This window comes from Mucilaginibacter sp. (assembly GCF_028288225.1).
GTDB lineage: Bacteria > Bacteroidota > Bacteroidia > Sphingobacteriales > Sphingobacteriaceae > Mucilaginibacter.
Genome location: NZ_JAQBOC010000050.1, coordinates 1 through 20,747, shown reverse-complemented (window position 1 = coordinate 20,747; position 20,747 = coordinate 1). Strand labels below are relative to the sequence as shown.

Genomic DNA, 20,747 nt, shown 5'->3' with positions numbered 1-20,747 from the left:
CCTCTTTTTTTAAATTTTAACGAGGGGCCATTCGGTATATTTAATTCAGGCATGAAATATTTAAAAGTTTATAGCTGGTTATTAGTGTTGGTGATTATAATATCATGCGGTAAAGAAAAAATAATAACGCCTCAGCAACCTGTTGTACCCACACCAGAATCCTTTAGTTTTAATTCACTAAAAGTTAACGGGCTTTATAACGGGTTTAATTACACAAGTGTAAACACCCGACCGGTAATTAAGCTCTCGTTCACAGCACCCGTAAATCATACCTCTATCGCAAACAGCATCAGCCTGAAAAATAAATCAGGGGTGGTAGCTGCTTACAACGCTACGTACGAGAATAACGATAGTACCGTGGTTATAAGTCCTTTGGCATTACAGCCAATTACACAATATTCACTGGATGTCTCAACCGGCCTGCAATCATCAAAAAATGCATCACTTGCATCTTCGTTAACTATAAAGCTTATTACTGCTATTGACTCAACCAATAAATTTCCGGTGATTTCTGATGATCAATTGCTTGATCTTGTCGAGAAACAAACCCTTAAATATTTCTGGGATTTTGGCCATCCCACAAGCGGCCTGGCGCGCGAGCGTAATACTTCCGGTGATGTAGTAACCACCGGTGGTTCAGGCTTTGGAGTGATGGCCATTGTTACAGGTGTTAACCGGAATTTTATAACCAGGGCCGATGGTTTAGCCCGGATGCAAAAGATCGTATCGTTTTTAAAAAATACGGCGCAAAAGTTTCACGGGGCTTTCCCGCATTGGATGAATGGCGCTACCGGGGCAGTGGTGCCATTCAGCACACAGGATGACGGTGCCGACCTGGTTGAAACTTCATACTTGATGCAAGGTCTTTTAACCGTGCGCCAGTATTTTAATGGCGCCGGAGCAGATGAAACCAAACTAAGGGCTGATATAAACATTCTTTGGAATAATGTGGAGTGGGATTGGTTCAGGCAAAACAGCCAGAATACTTTATTCTGGCATTGGAGCCCAAACTACGCATGGTCAACCAATATGCAGGTTAACGGCTGGGACGAAGCATTGATAACTTATGTTTTAGGTGCATCGTCAACCACGCATGCTATCCCAAAAATTGTTTATGATAATGGCTGGGCGCTTAACGGGGCAATAAAAAATGGCAATACTTATTTCGGTGTCAAATTGCCATTGGGGCCGCCGCAGGGTGGTCCGCTGTTTTTTGCACAATATTCATTTTTGGGGATCAATCCTAATGGTCTGGCAGATGCCTATACCAGCTACGATGTGCAGAACAAGGCGCACACCATGATCAATTACAATTATTGTATAGCTAATCCGCAGGCTCATAACGGTTACAGTGCTGATTGCTGGGGACTAACAGCAAGCGATATTGAAAATGGTTATACGGCCAGTTCGCCAACTAATGATGTCGGGGTTATTGCACCAACAGCTGCAATTGCTTCGTTGCCTTATACGCCAACGCAATCAATGCAGGCCTTAAAATTTTTTTACTATAAACTGGGCGATAAAACCTGGGGGCAGTATGGGTTTTATGATGCCTTTAATTTAACCAGTGTTTGGTTTGCAGATTCGTACCTGGCTATTGACCAGGGGCCAATTATAATAATGACAGAAAACTACAGGAGCGGCTTATTATGGAATTTATTCATGAGCTGTCCCGAAGTAAAAACAGGAATGAAAAATCTGGGCTTTACCAGCCCGAAATTATAACAATGTGCAGATGTGCGAATATGCAGATGTGCGAATGACAGAATAACGATGTGCGAATATGCAGATGTGCGGATGACAGAATAACGATGTGCGGATGTGCGAATATGCAGATGTGCGAATGACAGAATAAAATAAAAGTAATTAAGGTTTTTGATCTCTGGAAACGGAGTTTATAAAAAAGAGTGAAGCTAAAGTCTCCCCTACCGGGGGAGATTTAGAGGGGGCTAATAAGCCTATGGTTACCAATAATAACGAATAAACAACTACAATGAAGAAAACTATCCTTCCCCTTTTAATTTTACTATCCACTTACTGCATGGCGCAAAAACCGGTTGCAAAAGAAGATAGTATTAAACCCGTTGGAATAATTAAAAATCTTACAGACAGCGCCCTGCTGGATGTTGTACAGCGGCAAACTTTCCGTTATTTCTGGGATTTTGGGCACCCAACCAGTGGCCTTGCCCGCGAGCGCAGCAACATTGCCTTTGATTATGGCACCGAAGTAGTTACCACAGGTGGCTCGGGTTTTGGAATTATGGCCATGATAGTTGCAGATCACCGTAAATGGATCACCCATGAGCAGGCGGTTAACCGGATGCTGAAAATGCTGTTATTTTTAAGCAAAGCTGATTCTTTTCATGGCGCATTCCCGCATTGGCTTAATGGCGAAACCGGCAAGGTTATCCCTTTTGGCCGCAAAGACGATGGGGCCGATATTGTTGAAACATCCTACCTTTTTGAGGGCCTTTTATGTGCCAGGCAATATTTTAATGCCAATAACCAAAAAGAAGGCCGCATCCGCGGCCTGATAAATAATTTATGGAGCGAAATGGAGTGGAACTGGTTTACCCGCGATGGCAGGGATAACCTGTACTGGCATTGGTCGCCAAACAATGGCTGGGCAATGAACTTTCCTATCCGGGGCTTTAATGAGTGCATGATTACCTATGTACTGGCAGCTTCGGCTGATAGGTACCCTGTTGGTGCAAACGTGTATCACGGCGGATGGGCTCAAAGCGACTTTTTTATTAACGGAAAAACTTATTATGGGCATAAACTGCCATTAGGCTTTCCTTATGGCGGCCCGCTGTTCTTTTCGCAATATACATTCCAGGCACTTAACCCTAAAGGATTAAAAGACCAATATGCTGATTACTGGGAGCAGAATTTAAATCATACCCTCATCAATCATGATTATTGCGTTGATAACCCTAAAAAATATAAAGGCTATGGTGAAAACTGTTGGGGATTAACTGCAAGCGATAACTTTGAAGGGTATAATGCCCATGCGCCGAATAATGACCTGGGTGTAATAACACCTACGGCAGCCCTGTCTGCATTCCCGTATACGCCGGAATATTCTATGAAGGCGCTCCGTCATTTTTACTATGATCTGGGTGATAAGATCTGGGGCGATTATGGATTTACCGATGCTTTCAGCGAATCGCATAATTGGTATGCAAAATCGTATCTTGCGATAGACCAGGGACCCATTGTAGTGATGATTGAAAATTACCGCAGCGGCCTGATCTGGAACTTATTTATGAGCTGCCCGGAGATAAAGAATGGCCTTAAAAAGCTTAATTTTCAAAGTCCGGCATTGAAATAATTATAATACGTACTGTTTCCGCAGGGTCTCTCGCAGAGGACCCTGCGCTGTAAGACAATGCAAAATACTTGTCTGGCGGCGCAGGGTCCCTTTCAGGAGACCCTGCGGAGACGAAAAAAAAGGAAGGGCCAGGCGGTTCCCTTCTTGAGAGGGGTGGAGGGGTGTGTTACGCCAATGAATTAACGTAAATGTATGGCGACGAACCCACCCCTGCCGCTACACAGCCTTACGCGCCGTCCAGGGAGGGGAACTAAAAAAACGTGTTAGCGATAGCAGTGGATACCGGCCTGCGCGTAATGCCTGCAGGCGTATGAACGGATAGCGCGACCGCTTCTATCGGCGGGAACACCCAAAAGAATACAACAATCTATATAAAACAATGAAGAGGTGTATCATTATTTGCTTATTTATAAGTCTGTTTTTATCTGAAGCTTCCATCGCGCAGCAAAAACAAAAAACGTACTGTAACCCAATAAATATTGATTACGGTTATACCCCAATTCCCAATTTTGCAACCGAAGGCAAGCACCGTGCCACCGCCGACCCGGTGATAACTATGTACAAAGGTGATTACTACCTGTTTTCAACCAACCAATGGGGTTACTGGTGGAGCCATGACATGTATCATTGGAATTTTGTTTTCCGCCATTTTTTAAGGCCCGAGCATAAAGTTTATGATGATCTGTGCGCGCCGGCAGTTTGGGTGCAGGGTGATACGCTGATGGTATTTGGTTCAACTTATTCGGCAAACTTTCCGATCTGGATGAGCACAAACCCCAAGGCCAATGAATGGAAGGAAGCGATCCACGAGTTTGAGCCCGGCGGCTGGGATCCTGATTTTTTCAGGGATGATGACGGCAAGCTGTATATGTATAACGGCAGCAGCAATACTTATCCATTGTATGGTGCTGAGATTGACCCCAAAACGTTTCATTTAAAAGCTTACCGTAAAGAAATGTACTTTCTGCAGCCGTTCCGCTACGGCTGGCAGCGCTTTGGCGAGTATTTGGATGATACTTTCCTGGATCCCTTTATTGAAGGCGCCTGGATGACAAAAAATAATGGCAAGTATTATCTCCAATACGGCGCCCCCGGTACCGAATTTAGCGGCTATGCCGATGGGGTAGTGGTAGGCGATAGTCCGCTTGGGCCTTTTACACCGCAGAGCATGCCGTTTAGTTACAAGCCCGGTGGCTTTGCCCGCGGCGCAGGGCATGGCAGCACCTATACCGATGCCTGGGGCAATTACTGGCACATAGCAACCATAGTTATTGGCGTTAAAAACAGCTTTGAACGCAGGCTCGGCATCTGGCCAACAGGTTTTGATAAGGATGGTGTAATGTACAGCAATACCGCTTTTGGCGATTACCCAACTTATTTGCCCGAGGGAAAAGAGGATCATTTAAAAAGCCGCTTTACCGGTTGGATGCTGTTGAACTATAATAAACCGGTTTGGGTATCATCGACCCTGGGCGGTTACCTGCCAAACAACGCGGTTGACGAAAGTATAAAGACCTACTGGAGCGCCAAAACAGCAAATGTCGGCGAATGGATAGCAACTGATCTTGGCAATGAAAGCACCGTAAACGCAGTACAAATAAACTACGCCGACCAGGATGCAACCATTTTAGGTAAAACAACAGACACTTATACACAGTACAAATTATATTACTCATCAGATAATAAAAAGTGGAAGGTATTGGCCGATAAAAGCAAAAATAAAACCGATGTGCCGCATGATTATATCGAACTGGCATCACCAATAAAAGCACGTTATATTAAGCTGGAAAATGTGCATATGCCAACCGGAAAATTTGCTGTAAGTGGTCTGCGTGTATTCGGCAATGGCGGCGGAAGCAAGCCGGATACTGTTAAAAGCTTTATTGTTTTACGTACCGAAAAAGATAAACGCAGCGCATGGATAAAGTGGCAAACGGTTGATAACGCCTTTGCCTACAATATTTACACCGGCACAGCTCCCGATAAACTTTATAACTGCATAATGATCCATACTGCTAATGAGTACTACTTCAAAGCGATGGATAAAAACATGCCATATTACTTCCAGATAGAAGCGATTAATGAGAACGGGGTATCGGAGCGTACAAAGGTTATGAAAGTGGAATAATAGAATTACAGAGAGGGGTGTCCTGAGGCGCTCGAAGGATGAGCGCAGTGGCCTATCCGCTTGCTAAGCATGGTGCTGAGGCCTTTGCCCGCATGCTTCGAGTGCCTCAGCATGACACCCCTTTTCTTGTCATTCCCCCTCAAACTCTGCAGGATTTTATATTTCAAAATGACAAAAGAAACGATTTTATTTCGTTTGATGAGGCGTCAATTTGTCGAACGCCTCTGGCTTAGAATCAATATTTATCAAACCTATTTTTATATTTGGCTCATTAAACCACAATTTATTAATGGTTTTAAAGTTTGATACCTATGAAAAAAGCTATATTTCTGCCTGTAATACTAATCGTTTGTCTAATACGCCCCACTTTTTTAAAAGCACAAAATAACTCATCTTTTGATCGTGGTTCATTTATCGCAAAAGGCGATACCTTGCCTTACCGCATCCTGTTCCCTCAAAATTTTGATCCTACAAAAAAATACCCTTTAATACTGGTGCTGCACGGCGCCGGTGAGCGGGGGAATAATAACGAGTCGCAGCTGTTATATGGTACAAAGTTGTTTTTAAAAGACACTATCCGCGAAAAATATGCAGCAATAGTGGTTTACCCGCAATGCCCGGCAAACGGATGGTGGGCCAGCAATAAATTTGAAGAGGATTCAGTAACTCATAAAACGAAATTTATTTTCCTGACAAATGCGCCGCCTACCAAAGCTATGCAAAGTCTGCTGGGTTTGGTTGATCAGTTTTTAGACAAGCCTTTTGTAAATAAGCACCAGGTTTATATTGGCGGTCTGTCAATGGGCGGGATGGGCACGTTTGAAATAATCAGGCGCAAGCCAAATGTTTTTGCTGCAGCATTTGCCATCTGCGGTGGCGATAATACCAATAATGCAAAAAAATATGCAAAAAAAGTTCCTTTATGGATCTTTCATGGTCAAAAGGACAGCCTTGTTCCCTATGCGCATTCAGAAGCTATGGTAGCAGCCATAAAAGAAGCAGGCGGCGATCCCAAATATACCCTTTACCCCAATGATGACCACAACAGCTGGAACGACGCCTTCGCAGAGCCATTGCTAATACCGTGGTTGTTTGCGCATACAAAGTAAGGTGAAAGCTTAAAACAGAAAACTAAAAGCGGTTTACCACACCCGTTCAAGTGTGGATACTTGAATGGGCGGGTAACTGATTAGAAATGCAAAATGGATATAGTAATTAAAAATTTAGAAGATGTTCTTAATGATGAAGATGGTTTTTTTATGAAAATAAGGAACTTAGGTGGTGTTGATAATGAAAAATTAAACGATGTATTAATTGCTCTAAAGGAAGTAGAATTGTTTTATTCCGATAAAGATTTGGTTCCTAAATATCTTTTCTTTTTGACTTCGGCAATGGAATCCGTTCTTTGGGGTATGATTGACAGTTACAAAGAGCCTGTAAGAGAACAAATTTCTGTTTCAATTGATAAAATAAGTACTGCTTTAAACCGTTGTTTTTCAACGGATGGATGCTAAGCCTCCGCCCGTTAACTGTCCACACTTGAATGGGCAGTTGGCGGTACTGTGTGATGTGAAATAATTACTCCTTCGGCTTTGGTGGAACAAACCTCGGCTTATATGCTGGTTTCTTTTCAGTGTTTTCCTGTGTAGGCGGAACTTCATTTATCGCAGGCGCATGTTCATTTTCCTCAGCTTCAACTTTAGGCTTTGGCGATACAAATCTTGGCTTATAAGCGGGTTTGGTCTCAGTACTTTCGGTGGCCGGTGGTGGAGTATCATTTACAGCAGGCGTACTTTCCTCACGCTCAACTTTTGGCTTCATTTTAAATCGCGGCACAAAACCGGCAGGCTTAGCTGTTGCATTTTCAGCAGGCTGTGGAGCAGGCTCGTCTGATGCCGGTAATTCTTCCTTTTTATCCTCCGCAGCAGGCTTAGGAGTAGTTGTAGCCCTGAATTTAGGCGTAAAACCAATCTTTGGCGACGGGGGAGCAGGTACAGATTCCGTTAAACTTTCAGTTATAGTTTGTTCTGCTAACGGATTTGTTATATGCGGCTTTTCGGTTTTAACTTCAGGAGCCAACGGAAATTGCCGCCTTGTTTTATTGAACCAGTATTTTTTTGTGTGATCGAAGCTTTTTTCGCCCATTTGCTCATAATGGGTTTTAAATTCAGAAAACAGCGCCGGTTCTGCCTTTTCTAAGGCAACCAGGTCAACTCTCTTCTTTTTAAAAAACTCATCGAAGGTCATTAGATGTGAGATATTAGATATGAGATTTGAGACACGAAGTGGCAATCTGATCTCATATTGTTAATTTATAACTTATTTAGCCCCAATTTAATTCCTAATCTCATATCTCACGTCTCAAATCTCACGTCTAAAAAGATACATCCAGATCAAGCTTATTAAAATGGATGCCCTTATCGGTTTGTGTCCAATCCTCACGCTCTTCATCAGTAGCGTTCAGTAGTTTTGGAAAAAAATCCAGCGGAAAAGCCTGCTGTTTTCCATTATCTCTTTCAACCAAAAGCAAACCATTGCTAAAGGTTACTTTAACTTTTTTCTCTTGCTTACGTGAGGTGAATAGTGGCATATCTTTAATTTTATTTCAACCGTCATTGCGAGGAACGAAGCAACCTCCGCGTAGGACAATCAACGAACCTTGCAGCTGCTGTTAGGTAGCCACAACATAATTACTTCCTGATCTGCAAATTCAGAGTTTGCTTCGTTCCTCGCAATGACGCAGGAACAGGCAATTTCGAAATCGAAAATCCGACTTCCGAAATTCTTCTACTCCGCCATATTATGGTACACCGCCTGTACATCATCATCTTCTTCCAGGCGGTCAATCAGCTTCATTATATCGGTAACCTGTTCTTCTGTAACTTCATGGAATGATTGCGCTACACGCTCCAGTTTGGCTGATCTTACTTCAATACCGATCTCTTCCAGCATTTTCTGCATCTTGCCAAAATCTTCAAAAGCAGTGTGGATCACAGCAATATCGTTGCCGTTTTCATCGGCTTCAACAAACAGGTCTTCCAGGCCGGCATCTATCAGTTCAAATTCAAGCTCTTCCAGGTCGCGGTCGCCGGGTTCAAAAGTGAAAACAGACTTACGACTGAAAATAAAATCAAGTGAGCCTGTTTTGCCTAAAGCGCCGCCATATTTGGTAAAATAGCTGCGTACATTTGCAACCGTGCGATTGGTATTATCGGTAGCAGTTTCAACCAATACGGCAACTCCATACGGGGCATAGCCTTCGTAAACTAATTCTTCATAATCCTTTTCATCGCGACTGATAGCACGTTTTATAGCGGCCTCAACGCGATCTTTAGGCATGTTTACGGCCTTAGAGTTTTGTACCGCGGTACGTAAACGCGAATTGGTATTAATATCGCCACCACCGGCTTTTACAGCCATCACAATTTCTTTCCCCAAACGGGTAAACTGCACTGCCATTTTGGCCCAGCGCTTAAATTTTCTCTCTTTACGGAATTCGAATGCTCTTCCCATTGTTAGCCCCCCGACCCCCTGAAGGGGGAGGTTTTATTTAAAATTTATACTTATAATCAGCCCTTTTGTTCCCCTTTAGGGGTTAGGGGCTCTAAATTACACTTTTTAAGTTAATTAACATATCCTCTGTCATCTTAGCCAAATCATATTCCAGCTGCCAGCTCCAGTCTTTTTGGGCATAACTGTCATCGATTGATTTTGGCCAGCTATCGGCAATTGCCTGGCGCGGGTCGCTGTCAACGTAGCTCAATTCAAAATTGGGGATATGCTTTTTAATTTCTTCTGCCAGTTGCTCAGGGGTAAAGCTGATTCCCGCCAGGTTGTATGATGAGCGGATGCCTACTTTATCTGCCGGGATGTTCATCAACGTAATGGTTGCCCTTATGGCATCATCCATATACATCATTGGCAAAGCTGTACCGGCTGATAAAAAGCTCTGATATTTGCCTGTTTTTAATGCTTCGTGGAAAATATGTACTGCATAATCAGTAGTGCCACCGCCCGGATTGGCCCGCCAGCCGATCAGACCCGGATACCGAATGCTCCGGACATCCAACCCATATTTTTCAAAATAATATTCGCACCAGCGCTCACCTGCCAGCTTGCTGAATCCATAAACGGTGTTAGGGTCCATTACGCAATACTGCGGTGTATCCTGCTGTGGCGAATGCGGCCCGAAAACTGCAATAGAGCTTGGCCAAAAAACTTTGGCTACTTTAAACTCAACTGCAAAGTCAAGTACAGATAATAAGCCCGTCATGTTAAGGTCCCAGGCTACTTTTGGTTTTTGTTCGCCTACGGCAGATAGTATGGCTGCCAGCAAATAAACCTGGGTGGGGCGATGTTTGTCAAATATATGGTGCAGATTGTCCCTGTCGAGCACGTTGGCAATTTCATGAGGACCGCTGTTGCGGATGGCATAAGCCGGACTTTTAATATCCGAAGCTATTACGGCTTCGGCCCCGTGGATATTTCTTAATGCCTTTACCAACTCGGTGCCAATTTGCCCGTTTGCCCCAATGATCAGGATCTTTTCACTCATACATTTGTCAGTTAAACGGCAAAGGTAAAAATTTGGTGGAAATTGTTGTAAGGGTTGTAAAAGTTGTAAGCGTTAAAGTTGTAAATGTTACAAGGGTTGTAAATGGTAAAAATGCATTACACCTGCTTTTACAACTACTGCAACCCTTACAACAACTACAACATTTACAACCCCTACAACCAACTCCACTAAAAAGGTAGACCAACTGGTTAATCAAATCAAAAAAATTTCGCATCTTTGGCTAATTTTTAATTAATAACAATTTAAATAAACAAATGAAAGTCGCAGTAGTGGGTGCTACCGGGTTGGTAGGCACTAAAATGTTGCAGGTTCTTGAAGAACGCAACTTCCCCGTTTCAGAATTAATTCCGGTAGCTTCAGAGAAAAGTGTTGGTAAAGAAATCACTTTTAAGGGTAAGCAGTACAAGGTAGTTTCTGTTGAGGATGCGATAAAACAGAAGCCCGATGTTGCTATATTTTCAGCAGGGGGCAGCACATCATTAAGCCAGGCGCCGCTTTTTGCCGCCGCCGGCACAACTGTTATTGACAATTCATCAGCTTGGCGCATGGATCCTACCAAAAAGCTGGTAGTGCCCGAAGTTAATGCCGATGTATTGACTGCTGAAGATAAGATCATAGCAAACCCGAATTGTTCAACCATACAAATGGTAGTGGCGTTAAAACCGCTGCACGATAAATATAAAATTAAAAGGGTAGTGGTATCAACCTACCAGAGCGTTACAGGTACCGGTGTAAAAGCTGTAGAGCAATTATTTAATGAGCGCAAAGGTATTGACGGCCCTAAGGTTTATCCTTACACCATCGACCTAAACGTGATCCCCCAGATTGATGTATTTACCGAAAACGGTTACACCAAGGAGGAAATGAAAATGATCCTGGAGACCAAAAAGATCATGGGCGATGAAAGTATCCAGGTAACGGCCACAACTGTACGGATCCCGGTTATGGGCGGGCACTCAGAATCAGTAAACATTGAGTTTTTGAATGATTTTGATTTGAGCGAAGTACGCGAACTATTGGCAAAATCACCAGGTATTGTGGTGGTTGATGACGTAGCAAACCTTAAATACCCAATGCCGCTTGATGCACATGACAAAGACGAAGTTTTTGTAGGCCGCATCCGCCGCGATGAAAGCCAGGAAAAAACGCTTAACTGCTGGATAGTATCAGACAACCTGCGTAAAGGCGCTGCTACCAATGCCGTGCAGATAGCGGAGTATTTGGCTGCCAAGCATTTGATTGGAGCTGCGGTGGAAGTTTAGTTGATTAGGTTGACTAAGTTGATTGGGTTAGATTAAGTTTTTGGCTCAGTTTATTGAAATATAAATTATAGGGATGATCGGGAGATTATCCCTATTTTTATTTGAAATATTTCCAAAAGAAAACCCTAAATCTGTTTTACCTATAAATTTACCTGAGTATTTTGAAAAATTAAAACTGTGACCGTCGTAGAGACGCAATGTTTTGCGTCTAACTGCGCAAGGGCAACAATGGTACGACAAGCGTGATTTGCATGCGGGAGACGCAAAGCATTGCGTCTCTACGAAAAATCAATACATCACAATCAAAACATCATTATAACTTTCTTTTATACTGTTTCACTATCTTTGAAGCCATGATCTCCTTCGCTCATCGTGTTTTTATGGAAGTTGCCGCCAACTTGAGTTTCTCGAAGGCGGCGCAGGTATTGTTTGTAACGCAGCCTGCCATTAGCAAGCATATAAAAGCGCTGGAAGATCAGTATAAAGTACCCCTGTTTGAGCGTAAGGGAAATAGCATAGCCCTAACGGAAGCCGGCCAAAAACTGAACGAATACTTGTTACAAGCTACCGAAATTGAACGGAAAGTGGAATATGACCTGTCGGTATTAAGTAGTCTATCACAGGCTGCAGGGCATTTGCGACTGGGCGCCAGTACTACCATTGCCTTGTACATTTTGCCATCTATATTATCCGGTTTTCAGCGGGAGTATGCCAATGTTGATGTGCAACTGGTAAACCGGAATTCGGAATATATTTTAAATGCCCTGCTAAACCATGAGGTAGATATTGGCATTATTGAGGTTGATAATAAGCTGACCACGGTATCCTACAAACCATTTATGAGCGATGAGGTGATCCCTGTATGTTCAGCTAATAGTCCGCTGGCAGGAAAATCGCTTACCTTGAAGCAGTTTATAAAAACGCCGCTTGCCCTGCGCGAGCGCGGCTCGGGAACGCTAAATGCTTTGCTAAAGTCATTATCCGGCCTACATATAAAACCGGCAGATCTATCCGTAAAGATCCGTTTAGGCGGCACGGAAGCGCTGAAAAATTTTTTATTGGCCGATCAATGTCTCGGCTTTATGCCCCGGCCATCCATTATCCGTGAGCTCAGGGAAGGCGACCTGGTTGAAGTACCTGTTGAAGGGCTGAAGATAACCCGCGATTTCTTTTTCATCCGCCGCAAAGGAACAGAGGATTACGGGCTTACGGGCAATTTTATTAATTATGCGCTGCAGCATATCGAGGGGTGATTTTTTTGTCATTCTGAGCGATAAAATCCCGGAGGAATCTGAAGAGGAAATGACAAGAGTGGGGCTGTCATGGTGAGCTTGTCGAACCACGACGCGGGCAAAGGCCTCAGCAACATGCTTAGCACGCGGATCGGCCTCTGCGCACGTTGCCCTTCGACAAGCTCAGGGTGACAGCCCATTGCATGTTTAATATAACTCGTCTTGGGTAGCGGAGTGAAGAAACTTCTAAATGGGAAAAGAACGCAGGATAGGTATATAGCAGATCTATTGCTTGGTGAAGATCCTTCACTTCGTTCAGGATAACAATGATAATTAGGTAAACTTTCCTAAAACCATTCCATTTACTACTTGTAATTATATATAGATTAATTTTTATAATTAAAATTTAATAAATCTATATATTATGGCAACTTTAAGTAATAAAAAAGTAGTTATCCTTACCGAGGAAGGATTTGAACAGGTAGAACTCACCAGCCCCAAAGATGCCCTCGAAGCAGCCGGAGCAACCGTTCATGTGGTATCGCCAAAAAGCGGTAAAATAAAAGCATGGGATAAAACCAATTGGGGTATTGTAATTAATGTTGATAAACAGCTAAGTGATGTAAGTCCGGATGACTATGATGCGCTGGTGTTACCAGGCGGTGTTTTAAATCCGGATAAATTAAGACAAAATAAAGAGGCTGTAGCCTTTGTATCTGCATTTTTGGATGAAGGGAAACCTGTTGCTGCTATCTGCCATGGTCCTCAAATGCTGATTGAAACCGGGATGATAGGAGGTAGAACTTTAACTTCATATCCATCCTTAAAAACTGACATTGAAAATGCCCGCGCTCACTGGATAGACCAGGAAGTAGTTGTAGACCACGGACTGGTAACCAGCCGCCGCCCTGCAGATCTTGAAGCCTTCAACAAAAAGATGATAGAAGAGATAAGTGAGGGAGTACATGCGTGAGGAAAAAGTTGATTAGGTTGATTAAGTTGGATTGGGTTGAGATAAAGAAGGAAAGATTTACGAAGTTTCAAAAACTTCGTAAGTCTGATTTTTCAGTAGCTGAATCACTTTTTGTTTTCATGAATTTTAAGTAAATTTGAGTATGGTACAAATAAGCGGTACATATAACAAAGGCACTATAACCCTTGATCAAATTGTAGCAGTTGATAAACCTGTTAAGGTAATAGTTATGTTTGATGAAGGGGATATAACTGTAGAAGGAGAAAAACTATCAATCAATGATTTCTCTTTTTTAAAATCCAGGGAATTGCTTAAGGATGTAAAAGGTGATCTTTCAGACGCTGTTATTGAAGAAAGAAGAAGTGCTTAAAACTTCTTAAATCTTCTTAAATCTAATACATCATAAACCTAATCAACTCAATCCAACTCAATCCAACTCTATCCAACTCAATCAACTTACTTAACCAACCTCCCCAATATCCCCGCTGCAATCGGATCCGTTGCTTCATAGGCATTTGAAAGCACAACAATGGCAATGTTTTTATCAGCATTAAAAGCTAAAAAACTGTTGCTGCCGTAGGTGCCGCCGTTGTGAAAGTAATAACTAATGCCATTAACCGGGATCACATGCCAGCCTAATCCGATCTTTACATCTTTAGTAAAGGTGATATGGTGAGTTAGTTCAATAGCCTTTGAAAGCGAGTCGGCACCGGGGTGCATGTTGGCTTTGGCATATCTCAGTAAATCATTTACGGTTGATCTTAAGGCACCGCAAGGGGCCAGCACGTCAAAATCCCAGGCAATGGTTGGGTTTCCGTCAGAATTATATACAGATACAAAGCGCGGCGAGAGCAATGGGTTTAAATACTGTGCGGTACTGAGCATGCCGAGGGGCCTGGTTATTACCGTGGTAACCATTTGCTCAAAAGTTTTGCCGCTTACATATTGCAGAATGGTGCCTAATAAACCAACACCCAAATTCGAATAAGCATACTTTTCGCCGGGTTTATTGTTAAGCCTGCAGATTTTTAAATAGCTGTACATTAACTGCTTTGTATAATCTTTGTATGGGTTAAACTGATCAGTCATGTTATCCTTCAAATTATCCGGAACGCTCACCAGCCCTGAGGTATGGTTAACCAGGTTAAGCAGGGTGATGCCTTTAAGCGATTGGTTAACTGCAACAGAATCGGGAAGGTACATGGTGATAGGGTCGGTTAGTTTAACCTTTCCCTCGTTTACATACCAGGCCAGCAGGGTTGCCGTAAATGTTTTGGTGATGGAGCCGATCTCAAAAAAACTATCCGCATTCGGCAATTTACCGTTACCCTTTTTTGTTTCGCCATATTGGTAGATCCTGGTTTTACCATCTTTAATAATCCCTATACACAAACCCACCGTATTTGCTTTTTGAATGTATTTGCGCGCAACCGTATCAACCTGTTTATCCATATCAGATAGCATAGGGTTGGATGTGACCACCAATGCAGTTTTGTTATTAGCAGGCTCGGTGTATGGTTTAAAAATAAATGTCTCTAACTTATCCTTTTGATCAAGGCTTATAAAAACCTGGAGTGTTACGCTGCTAAATTTTACCTTATAGGTAGCCATGCTATTATTTACAAAGTTTATCAGCGATGATTCTTGCATTTCGCCAAGCGGGAAAAGCTGCTTAGCGGCAATATCGGCCCATGCAAGTATACTTATCTCTTTTTGAAAGGCATCACCTGCCAGGTTATAAACGGCATCAGCATTTTTTTCGTTAAAGTATTTTTTAACCAGCATAAACACCGAATCAACTTTTTGTTGTTGCTGGGTTTGAGCTGATGCGGCAGATGACATGGCGAAAAAGAAAAGAATGATAATTACAGACCTCATAAAATACGGATTCTTAGTATAACGGCCTTATGGTTAATTTAATGCAAGGGATCGGTTAGGCGGATAAATTTTTGTTCTTTGTAGATCCAGATAAGCCTGTAAAATATGGTGCCGCCGATCATGCCTGCTATATAAGTATAACCAATAAAGCCAATCATGTTTGACGGATCGGCAGATATATAGTTAAGCATGTCTTTTTTAACCATTAAAGTAATAATGCTGATCAATCCGCATAATACAAAACCAAAAAAAACACCTCCGTAAACCAGTGAAAATTTTACCATGCTCTTTTTCCTGGTTTCATCCCAATCTTTTACAAACGCAATGTTTTTGAGGTATTCGGGTGTTATTCCCCTGGCAATTAGCAAGCGTTTTCGCTCAGCAATATTGGTTCTGTTTCTTTCACTATCGGATGCATAGCCGAGTATATATAAAGCAACAATGGTTAGTGAAAATGTATGCCTGGTAAAATAAACATCATATATGAATGCAAATACAGAGCAGGTAACAATTATATCAAAACGGTGTTTTTTTAAAATTTGTAATGCCTTCTCCATTGCATTTCAATTACGGCGTTTGCCCGGCCAGCAAAAACAGTACAGCCATACGGATAGCCACGCCATTTTCTACCTGGTCGAGTATAATGGATTGCTTGCTGTCGGCCACATCGCTTGTAATTTCTACACCGCGGTTAATAGGGCCGGGGTGCATCACAATGATCTCTTTATCCAATGAGTCTAGGATCTGTTTGTTTAAGCCGTAAAGCATGGTGTATTCTCTTAGGGAGGGGAAGTACTTAATATCCTGGCGTTCCAGCTGGATGCGCAGCATGTTGGCAACATCGCACCAGTTCAGGGCCTTTAGTAAATTGTGTTCAACCTTTACACCTAATGAACCGATATATTTGGGGATCAGCGTGGTTGGTCCGCAAACCATTACCTCGGCGCCAAGGTGTTTAAGGCACAATATATTTGACAATGCCACGCGGGAGTGAAGAATATCGCCCACAATAACCACTTTTTTACCGGCTACATCACCCAGTTTTTCACGGATGGAAAACGCATCAAGCAGGGCTTGGGTAGGGTGCTCATGTGCCCCATCGCCGGCATTTACTATCTGGGCTTTTACGTGTTTTGAAAGGAAGATCCCCGCTCCGGCATAAGGGTGGCGCATCACCACCATATCAACCTTCATGGCAAGGATGTTGTTTACAGTGTCTATCAGCGTTTCGCCCTTGCTAACGGACGATGAAGATGCCGCAAAATTCACTACATCGGCAGATAAACGTTTTTCGGCCAGCTCGAACGACAGGCGTGTACGGGTTGAGTTCTCAAAAAATATGTTAGCAATAGTTACATCGCGAAGGGAAGGGACCTTTTTTATCGGCCTGTTTAAAACAGTCTTAAAGTTATCAGCAGTTTCAAATATCAATTGAATATCTGCCGGGTTTAAGTCCTTAATTCCTAAAAGATGTCGTGTGCTGAGTCCTGCCATGGGTGTGAATTTCGGATTTATTATATTTTGTTCTACACTTTGTCATTGCGAGGTACGAAGCAATCGCGAACTGCACAGATCCGCCCTGCAAATCGGGGTTTGCTTCGTACCTCGCAATGACGCGTGGTTATTGATTTATTTATATATTACTTTGCGTCAGATATTAATGTTATTCTATCTTCACCGTCAGTCTCAATCCAGCTTACCACAACCTTTTGCGATGCGATGGAATCTACCTCAATCCCTACATAATCTGCTTCAACCGGGATATGTCTTGAATAGCGGCGGTCTACCAGTGCCAGCAGCTCTATCTTTTCCGGGCGGCCAAATGCCTGCAGGGCATCCATTGCGGCACGGATAGTACGGCCTGTCCAAAGCACATCATCCATCATGATCACTTTTTTGCCTTCTATTATAAAATCTATTTTAGTTTGATTGGGTACCAGCTGGTCACGGCGGCGAAAGTCGTCGCGGTAAAAGGTAATATCCAGATCGCCCTGAAGAATTGTTTTGTCAGGTAATATTTTTCTTAGTTCTTCGGCTATCCGTTTGGCAAGATATATGCCCCGCGGCTGGATGCCTATAAGCACAGATTCAGAAAAATCGTTGTGATTTTCTATTAACTGACGACATAAACGCTGTAATGTTATTTGAAATTTCTGACCGTCGAGCAGTGTAAGATTTTGCATCGTATGGGTGGATTTGGGCAAAGGTAAATATTTTTTGGAGATTAGTGGAAATAGAGATTAGTTAATTGGAGGTTGGAGATTAGTTGTTTTAGTCCGAAAGACAGTAAAGTCGGAAAGTCCGGAAGATGTAAGGATACGAAGTGAAGATCTCCCCCTTTAAGGGTGATGATTTTTTTGAATGCTAAAGTTTATACTTGTATAAATTTTACATACACTTAACACGCGGGCAAAGTATTTTGAAATAAAATATAATCCGTATCTTAAACAAGTTTTAACTGATTACATAACTGACCTTATAATGAACCTTTTTAGTAAAACCTTTTTGGTTGCAGCTTTGGTTTGCTGCACCTCTATCCATGCTTTTTCGCAGGCAGATACTGCCCCGGAAAGCTTACCAACCGATTATCTTACTGCATCATTTCATGCCGGCCGCAGACAGGCGCTTCGCGATATGATGCCTGCAAACTCTGTAGCCGTTATTTTTGCCTATCCTGAGCGTGTATTTTCAAAAGATGTAAACTATGTTTATCATCAAAATCCTGATCTGTTTTATTTTTCGGGATATAAAGAGCCTGATGCTGTTTTATTGGTGTTTAAAGAATTGCAGGCAGATGGCGACAGCAGCTACAACGAACTGTTTTTTGTGCGTCACCGCGATCCGCAGCGGGAATCATGGACGGGCAGGCGGCTTGGTGTTGCCGGTGTAAAAACTAAGCTGGGCTTTAAACGGGCTTATAACAGCGAAGAATTTGCAAAATTCCCTATCGATTTTAAAAAATTTAAAACCGTATTATACGATGACCTGCCGGATGATGTAGGTGGCGGCGGGGCTGGGAGCCTTAAAGAATTGCTCAGCACTTTTAAAACAAAGGGTGAAATTAAGGATGTTGATAAAGGATTAACGAACGATTTAAATCTGATAAGCCGGTATGGTACGCCCAAAAATCTTGACCGCATAATAGCCTATATAAAACCGCGTTTAAACCAGGATGCATACAAGAACAATGCGTTAATACAGGAGTTGATTAATAAACCTGATTCAGTTACGTTGATGGATGTAAAAGCAAAAATTGATGCCAATCCATCAGGTTTGTCGCTTTTTGAAAAATTTACTACTGATCTGAGGGGTATTAAAACGCCGGAAGAATTGGTGCTGTTAAAGAAATCTGTCGAGATCTCGAGCTTTGCCCATGCTGAAGCCATGCGTGCCATTAAGCCGCAAATGGGTGAACAGGAGTTGGAAGGCATTATGCTGTATGTGCATAGACATTATGGCGCCGAAGATGAGGGCTACCCGCCAATTGTGGGTGCCGGAGCTAATGGTTGTATTTTACACTATGAAGAGAATAGCGCTACCAAGGTTGACAACCAGCTGGTGCTGATGGATGTTGGCGCTGAATACCATGGCTACAGTGCCGATGTTACCCGTACTTTCCCTGCTAATGGAAAATTTACTGAAGAGCAAAAGGCCATATACCAGATAGTTTATGACGCCCAGGAAGAGGTATTTAAATTGTGTAAGGATGGGATAAAATATGGCGACCTGGAAAACAAGACCCGTGAGATCCTGTCAGCACGCCTGATACAACTGGGTATTATTAAAGACGCCAAAGATGTAGGCAAATATTATCCGCACGGCGTATCACATCACTTAGGTTTGGATGTGCATGATAAGGGCGAATACGGTGGTAATTTAAAGGCAGGTATGGTAATTACCGTTGAACCGGGCATTTATATCCCTGCGGGAAGTCCGTGTGATAAAAGATGGTGGAACATTGGCGTACGCATTGAAGACGATGTGCTGATAGGCAAAACTGAAGGTACTGTGCTTTCAATTGATGCACCCCGCAAATGGCAGGATGTTGAAAAAACAGTTGCCGAGAAAAGTATTTTTGATGGCGGAAGGCTTTTTCCGGCGTTGAAGTAACGATAATTAAATAGGTTTTGAATCCATCAGATAAGAATCGATCAACTTTAAACTTTTAATGTTTTTAAAGTCGATTGTGTTGTGAGTGATTAATACAAGATTGAACACTAAAGCCGTAGCCGCAATAACAGCATCCGGGAGTTTAATCTTGTATTTTTTACGAAGCTCAATTGTTTTTGCGACTATATCTTCATTTAGTGGAAAGACGTAGGCCTCTTGTGTAAAAAACACAATCTGATGAGGTACATTAGAAAGACTTAATAATTCAATTTTATTAATAATTGAAATTTGTGGAGAGAAATCAATAATAGCAGATAGTTTTTTATGCGCTTTATCAGGTAATTTATGAGAGGAAAAGTCAATTACTGCATTTGTATCTAGTAAGTATTTCGCTCCCATTCGTCACGCATTTGTTTTAATTCTTTTTGCATATTGTTAGCTTGTTCCGTAGAAATACTTCCATTTAGTATATCAGAAAGTTTTGCTGTAGTTTTTTTTTCACTGGAGCCAATTACCTGTATCAGGTTTAAATCTTCAAGGTCATGAATTAGCTTTAAAGCCTTATTATCCCTAATTTTAATAGTGAGCGTCTCCATAAGTAATTTGCTATTATTCAAATTTACAAATAATAAATTAGCATAAATAGAATGAGGCTGTAATTTTGATGATTGTTGCCTGTTTTAATCAATGAGTACGAAATTATAAAAGCGATAGCGCTTTAAGCACACTCATCGCTTTTTTAGCGTCCCGTTTCGCCACAAAAATATGATCATGATAAAACGCTGCCACAACATTACAGCTTATCCCTTCTTTTGCAAGCGCGTTTGAAAAAGCTGCTGTAAGCCCAACAGCTTCTAAAGATGAATGGATTGTTAATATTATCCACGCTGCAATGTAGAAGTAGCCAAGGTTTAATTTATCGGCAAGTTCCTTGTTAACTATCACCGTCCAGCCTTCATCCTCTTTAAATAAGCAAACTATTTCATTAGGGTCGATATTATCTATCGTAGTTACTGTGCAAAACATAGTCACCCTCATTAAGTTTTGGGCTCATGGTTTTTAATAATGCTTTTAGGTCTTTTTCTCCGGTCATAATGTTGTCTACAAAAAAAGCCCCCGGTATTGCTAGAGGGCACTGAAAAAGTGACACTTTAATCGGGGAGCAACTAAGCGATCAAGTAAGACGGATTTTTACTTGATCGCTTTTTTATTAGCGATGTATTTTTGAGATGATCATTTGGGGACGGCTTGGTT

At 42.2% G+C, this 20,747-nt stretch carries 21 protein-coding genes and 1 pseudogene; 10 read left to right on the top strand and 12 right to left on the bottom strand.

Features of this window, described 5'->3' with window-relative positions:
- Positions 1-51 precede the first annotated feature (51 nt).
- The 5 genes from JWQ54_RS15395 (at position 52) to JWQ54_RS15375 (ending at position 6,976) form a co-directional block, all read left to right on the top strand.
- The gene (locus tag JWQ54_RS15395) at positions 52-1,725 is read left to right on the top strand and encodes a glucoamylase family protein (protein WP_299586327.1); all 1,674 of its coding nucleotides are present in this window, start codon (positions 52-54) and stop codon (positions 1,723-1,725) included.
- 268 nt (positions 1,726-1,993) lie between these two features.
- Entirely contained in the window at positions 1,994-3,334 is a 1,341-nt protein-coding gene (locus tag JWQ54_RS15390) for a glucoamylase family protein (protein WP_299586325.1), read from the top strand.
- Between the two features lie 379 nt (positions 3,335-3,713).
- Positions 3,714-5,462, top strand: coding sequence for a family 43 glycosylhydrolase (locus JWQ54_RS15385; protein ID WP_299586323.1), 1,749 nt, complete (start codon positions 3,714-3,716; stop codon positions 5,460-5,462).
- 311 nt (positions 5,463-5,773) lie between these two features.
- A complete protein-coding gene (locus tag JWQ54_RS15380; protein WP_299586321.1) occupies positions 5,774-6,571 on the top strand; it encodes a prolyl oligopeptidase family serine peptidase in 798 nt (265 codons plus the stop codon).
- 93 nt (positions 6,572-6,664) lie between these two features.
- The gene (locus JWQ54_RS15375) at positions 6,665-6,976 is read left to right on the top strand and encodes a hypothetical protein (RefSeq protein ID WP_299586319.1); all 312 of its coding nucleotides are present in this window, start codon (positions 6,665-6,667) and stop codon (positions 6,974-6,976) included.
- 64 nt (positions 6,977-7,040) lie between these two features.
- Here the strand turns inward: JWQ54_RS15375 and JWQ54_RS15370 are convergent, their stop codons facing one another.
- The 4 genes from JWQ54_RS15370 to JWQ54_RS15355 all read right to left on the bottom strand — a co-directional run bounded on the left by JWQ54_RS15370 (position 7,041) and on the right by JWQ54_RS15355 (position 10,017).
- Entirely contained in the window at positions 7,041-7,709 is a 669-nt protein-coding gene (locus JWQ54_RS15370; RefSeq protein WP_299586316.1) for a hypothetical protein, read from the bottom strand.
- Between the two features lie 127 nt (positions 7,710-7,836).
- On the bottom strand, positions 7,837-8,052 hold the full coding sequence (locus JWQ54_RS15365) for a DUF2442 domain-containing protein (RefSeq protein WP_299586314.1): 216 nt from the start codon (positions 8,050-8,052) through the stop codon (positions 7,837-7,839).
- Between the two features lie 197 nt (positions 8,053-8,249).
- On the bottom strand, positions 8,250-8,975 hold the full coding sequence (locus JWQ54_RS15360; protein WP_299586311.1) for a YebC/PmpR family DNA-binding transcriptional regulator: 726 nt from the start codon (positions 8,973-8,975) through the stop codon (positions 8,250-8,252).
- A gap of 91 nt (positions 8,976-9,066) precedes the next feature.
- Positions 9,067-10,017: an NAD-dependent epimerase/dehydratase family protein gene (locus JWQ54_RS15355; protein ID WP_299586308.1), complete on the bottom strand. Its 951-nt coding sequence runs from the start codon at positions 10,015-10,017 to the stop codon at positions 9,067-9,069.
- A gap of 275 nt (positions 10,018-10,292) precedes the next feature.
- Between JWQ54_RS15355 and JWQ54_RS15350 the strand changes: the two genes are divergently transcribed.
- The 4 genes from JWQ54_RS15350 (at position 10,293) to JWQ54_RS15335 (ending at position 13,875) form a co-directional block, all read left to right on the top strand.
- Positions 10,293-11,300: an aspartate-semialdehyde dehydrogenase gene (locus JWQ54_RS15350; protein ID WP_299586306.1), complete on the top strand. Its 1,008-nt coding sequence runs from the start codon at positions 10,293-10,295 to the stop codon at positions 11,298-11,300.
- 353 nt (positions 11,301-11,653) lie between these two features.
- On the top strand, positions 11,654-12,553 hold the full coding sequence (locus tag JWQ54_RS15345; protein ID WP_299586303.1) for a LysR substrate-binding domain-containing protein: 900 nt from the start codon (positions 11,654-11,656) through the stop codon (positions 12,551-12,553).
- A gap of 403 nt (positions 12,554-12,956) precedes the next feature.
- On the top strand, positions 12,957-13,505 hold the full coding sequence (locus JWQ54_RS15340; protein ID WP_299586301.1) for a type 1 glutamine amidotransferase domain-containing protein: 549 nt from the start codon (positions 12,957-12,959) through the stop codon (positions 13,503-13,505).
- 142 nt (positions 13,506-13,647) lie between these two features.
- Entirely contained in the window at positions 13,648-13,875 is a 228-nt protein-coding gene (locus tag JWQ54_RS15335; RefSeq protein ID WP_299586299.1) for a hypothetical protein, read from the top strand.
- Positions 13,876-13,961: 86 nt separating this feature from the next.
- Here JWQ54_RS15335 and JWQ54_RS15330 read toward each other — a convergent pair whose 3' ends face one another.
- The 4 genes from JWQ54_RS15330 to pyrR all read right to left on the bottom strand — a co-directional run bounded on the left by JWQ54_RS15330 (position 13,962) and on the right by pyrR (position 17,566).
- A complete protein-coding gene (locus JWQ54_RS15330) occupies positions 13,962-15,383 on the bottom strand; it encodes a serine hydrolase (protein ID WP_299586297.1) in 1,422 nt (473 codons plus the stop codon).
- 38 nt (positions 15,384-15,421) lie between these two features.
- Complete coding sequence (locus JWQ54_RS15325) at positions 15,422-15,940, bottom strand: hypothetical protein (RefSeq protein ID WP_299586295.1); 519 nt, start codon at positions 15,938-15,940, stop codon at positions 15,422-15,424.
- 10 nt (positions 15,941-15,950) lie between these two features.
- Complete coding sequence (locus tag JWQ54_RS15320; RefSeq protein ID WP_073404884.1) at positions 15,951-16,877, bottom strand: aspartate carbamoyltransferase catalytic subunit; 927 nt, start codon at positions 16,875-16,877, stop codon at positions 15,951-15,953.
- Positions 16,878-17,023: 146 nt separating this feature from the next.
- Positions 17,024-17,566, bottom strand: coding sequence for a bifunctional pyr operon transcriptional regulator/uracil phosphoribosyltransferase PyrR (pyrR, locus tag JWQ54_RS15315; RefSeq protein ID WP_299586293.1), 543 nt, complete (start codon positions 17,564-17,566; stop codon positions 17,024-17,026).
- A gap of 298 nt (positions 17,567-17,864) precedes the next feature.
- On the opposite strand from pyrR, the gene JWQ54_RS15310 reads away from it, so the two are divergent.
- Positions 17,865-19,493: an aminopeptidase P family protein gene (locus JWQ54_RS15310; protein ID WP_299586291.1), complete on the top strand. Its 1,629-nt coding sequence runs from the start codon at positions 17,865-17,867 to the stop codon at positions 19,491-19,493.
- 6 nt (positions 19,494-19,499) lie between these two features.
- On the opposite strand, the gene JWQ54_RS15305 is transcribed toward JWQ54_RS15310, so the two are convergent.
- The 4 genes and pseudogenes from JWQ54_RS15305 to JWQ54_RS29185 all read right to left on the bottom strand — a co-directional run.
- A complete protein-coding gene (locus JWQ54_RS15305) occupies positions 19,500-19,892 on the bottom strand; it encodes a type II toxin-antitoxin system VapC family toxin (protein WP_299586289.1) in 393 nt (130 codons plus the stop codon).
- Positions 19,871-20,089 carry a hypothetical protein gene (locus JWQ54_RS15300; RefSeq protein WP_299586287.1) on the bottom strand — a complete coding sequence of 73 codons (219 nt, stop codon included), beginning with the start codon at positions 20,087-20,089 and terminating at the stop codon, positions 19,871-19,873. Before JWQ54_RS15300 ends, JWQ54_RS15305 begins: the two co-directional genes overlap by 22 nt.
- Positions 20,090-20,192: 103 nt before the next feature.
- The gene (locus tag JWQ54_RS15295; protein ID WP_367187102.1) at positions 20,193-20,438 is read right to left on the bottom strand and encodes an ACT domain-containing protein; all 246 of its coding nucleotides are present in this window, start codon (positions 20,436-20,438) and stop codon (positions 20,193-20,195) included.
- A 3-nt stretch (positions 20,439-20,441) separates the two neighbouring features.
- A pseudogene (locus JWQ54_RS29185) lies at positions 20,442-20,547 on the bottom strand (ACT domain-containing protein); the annotation flags it as partial.
- Positions 20,548-20,747: the final 200 nt, after the last annotated feature.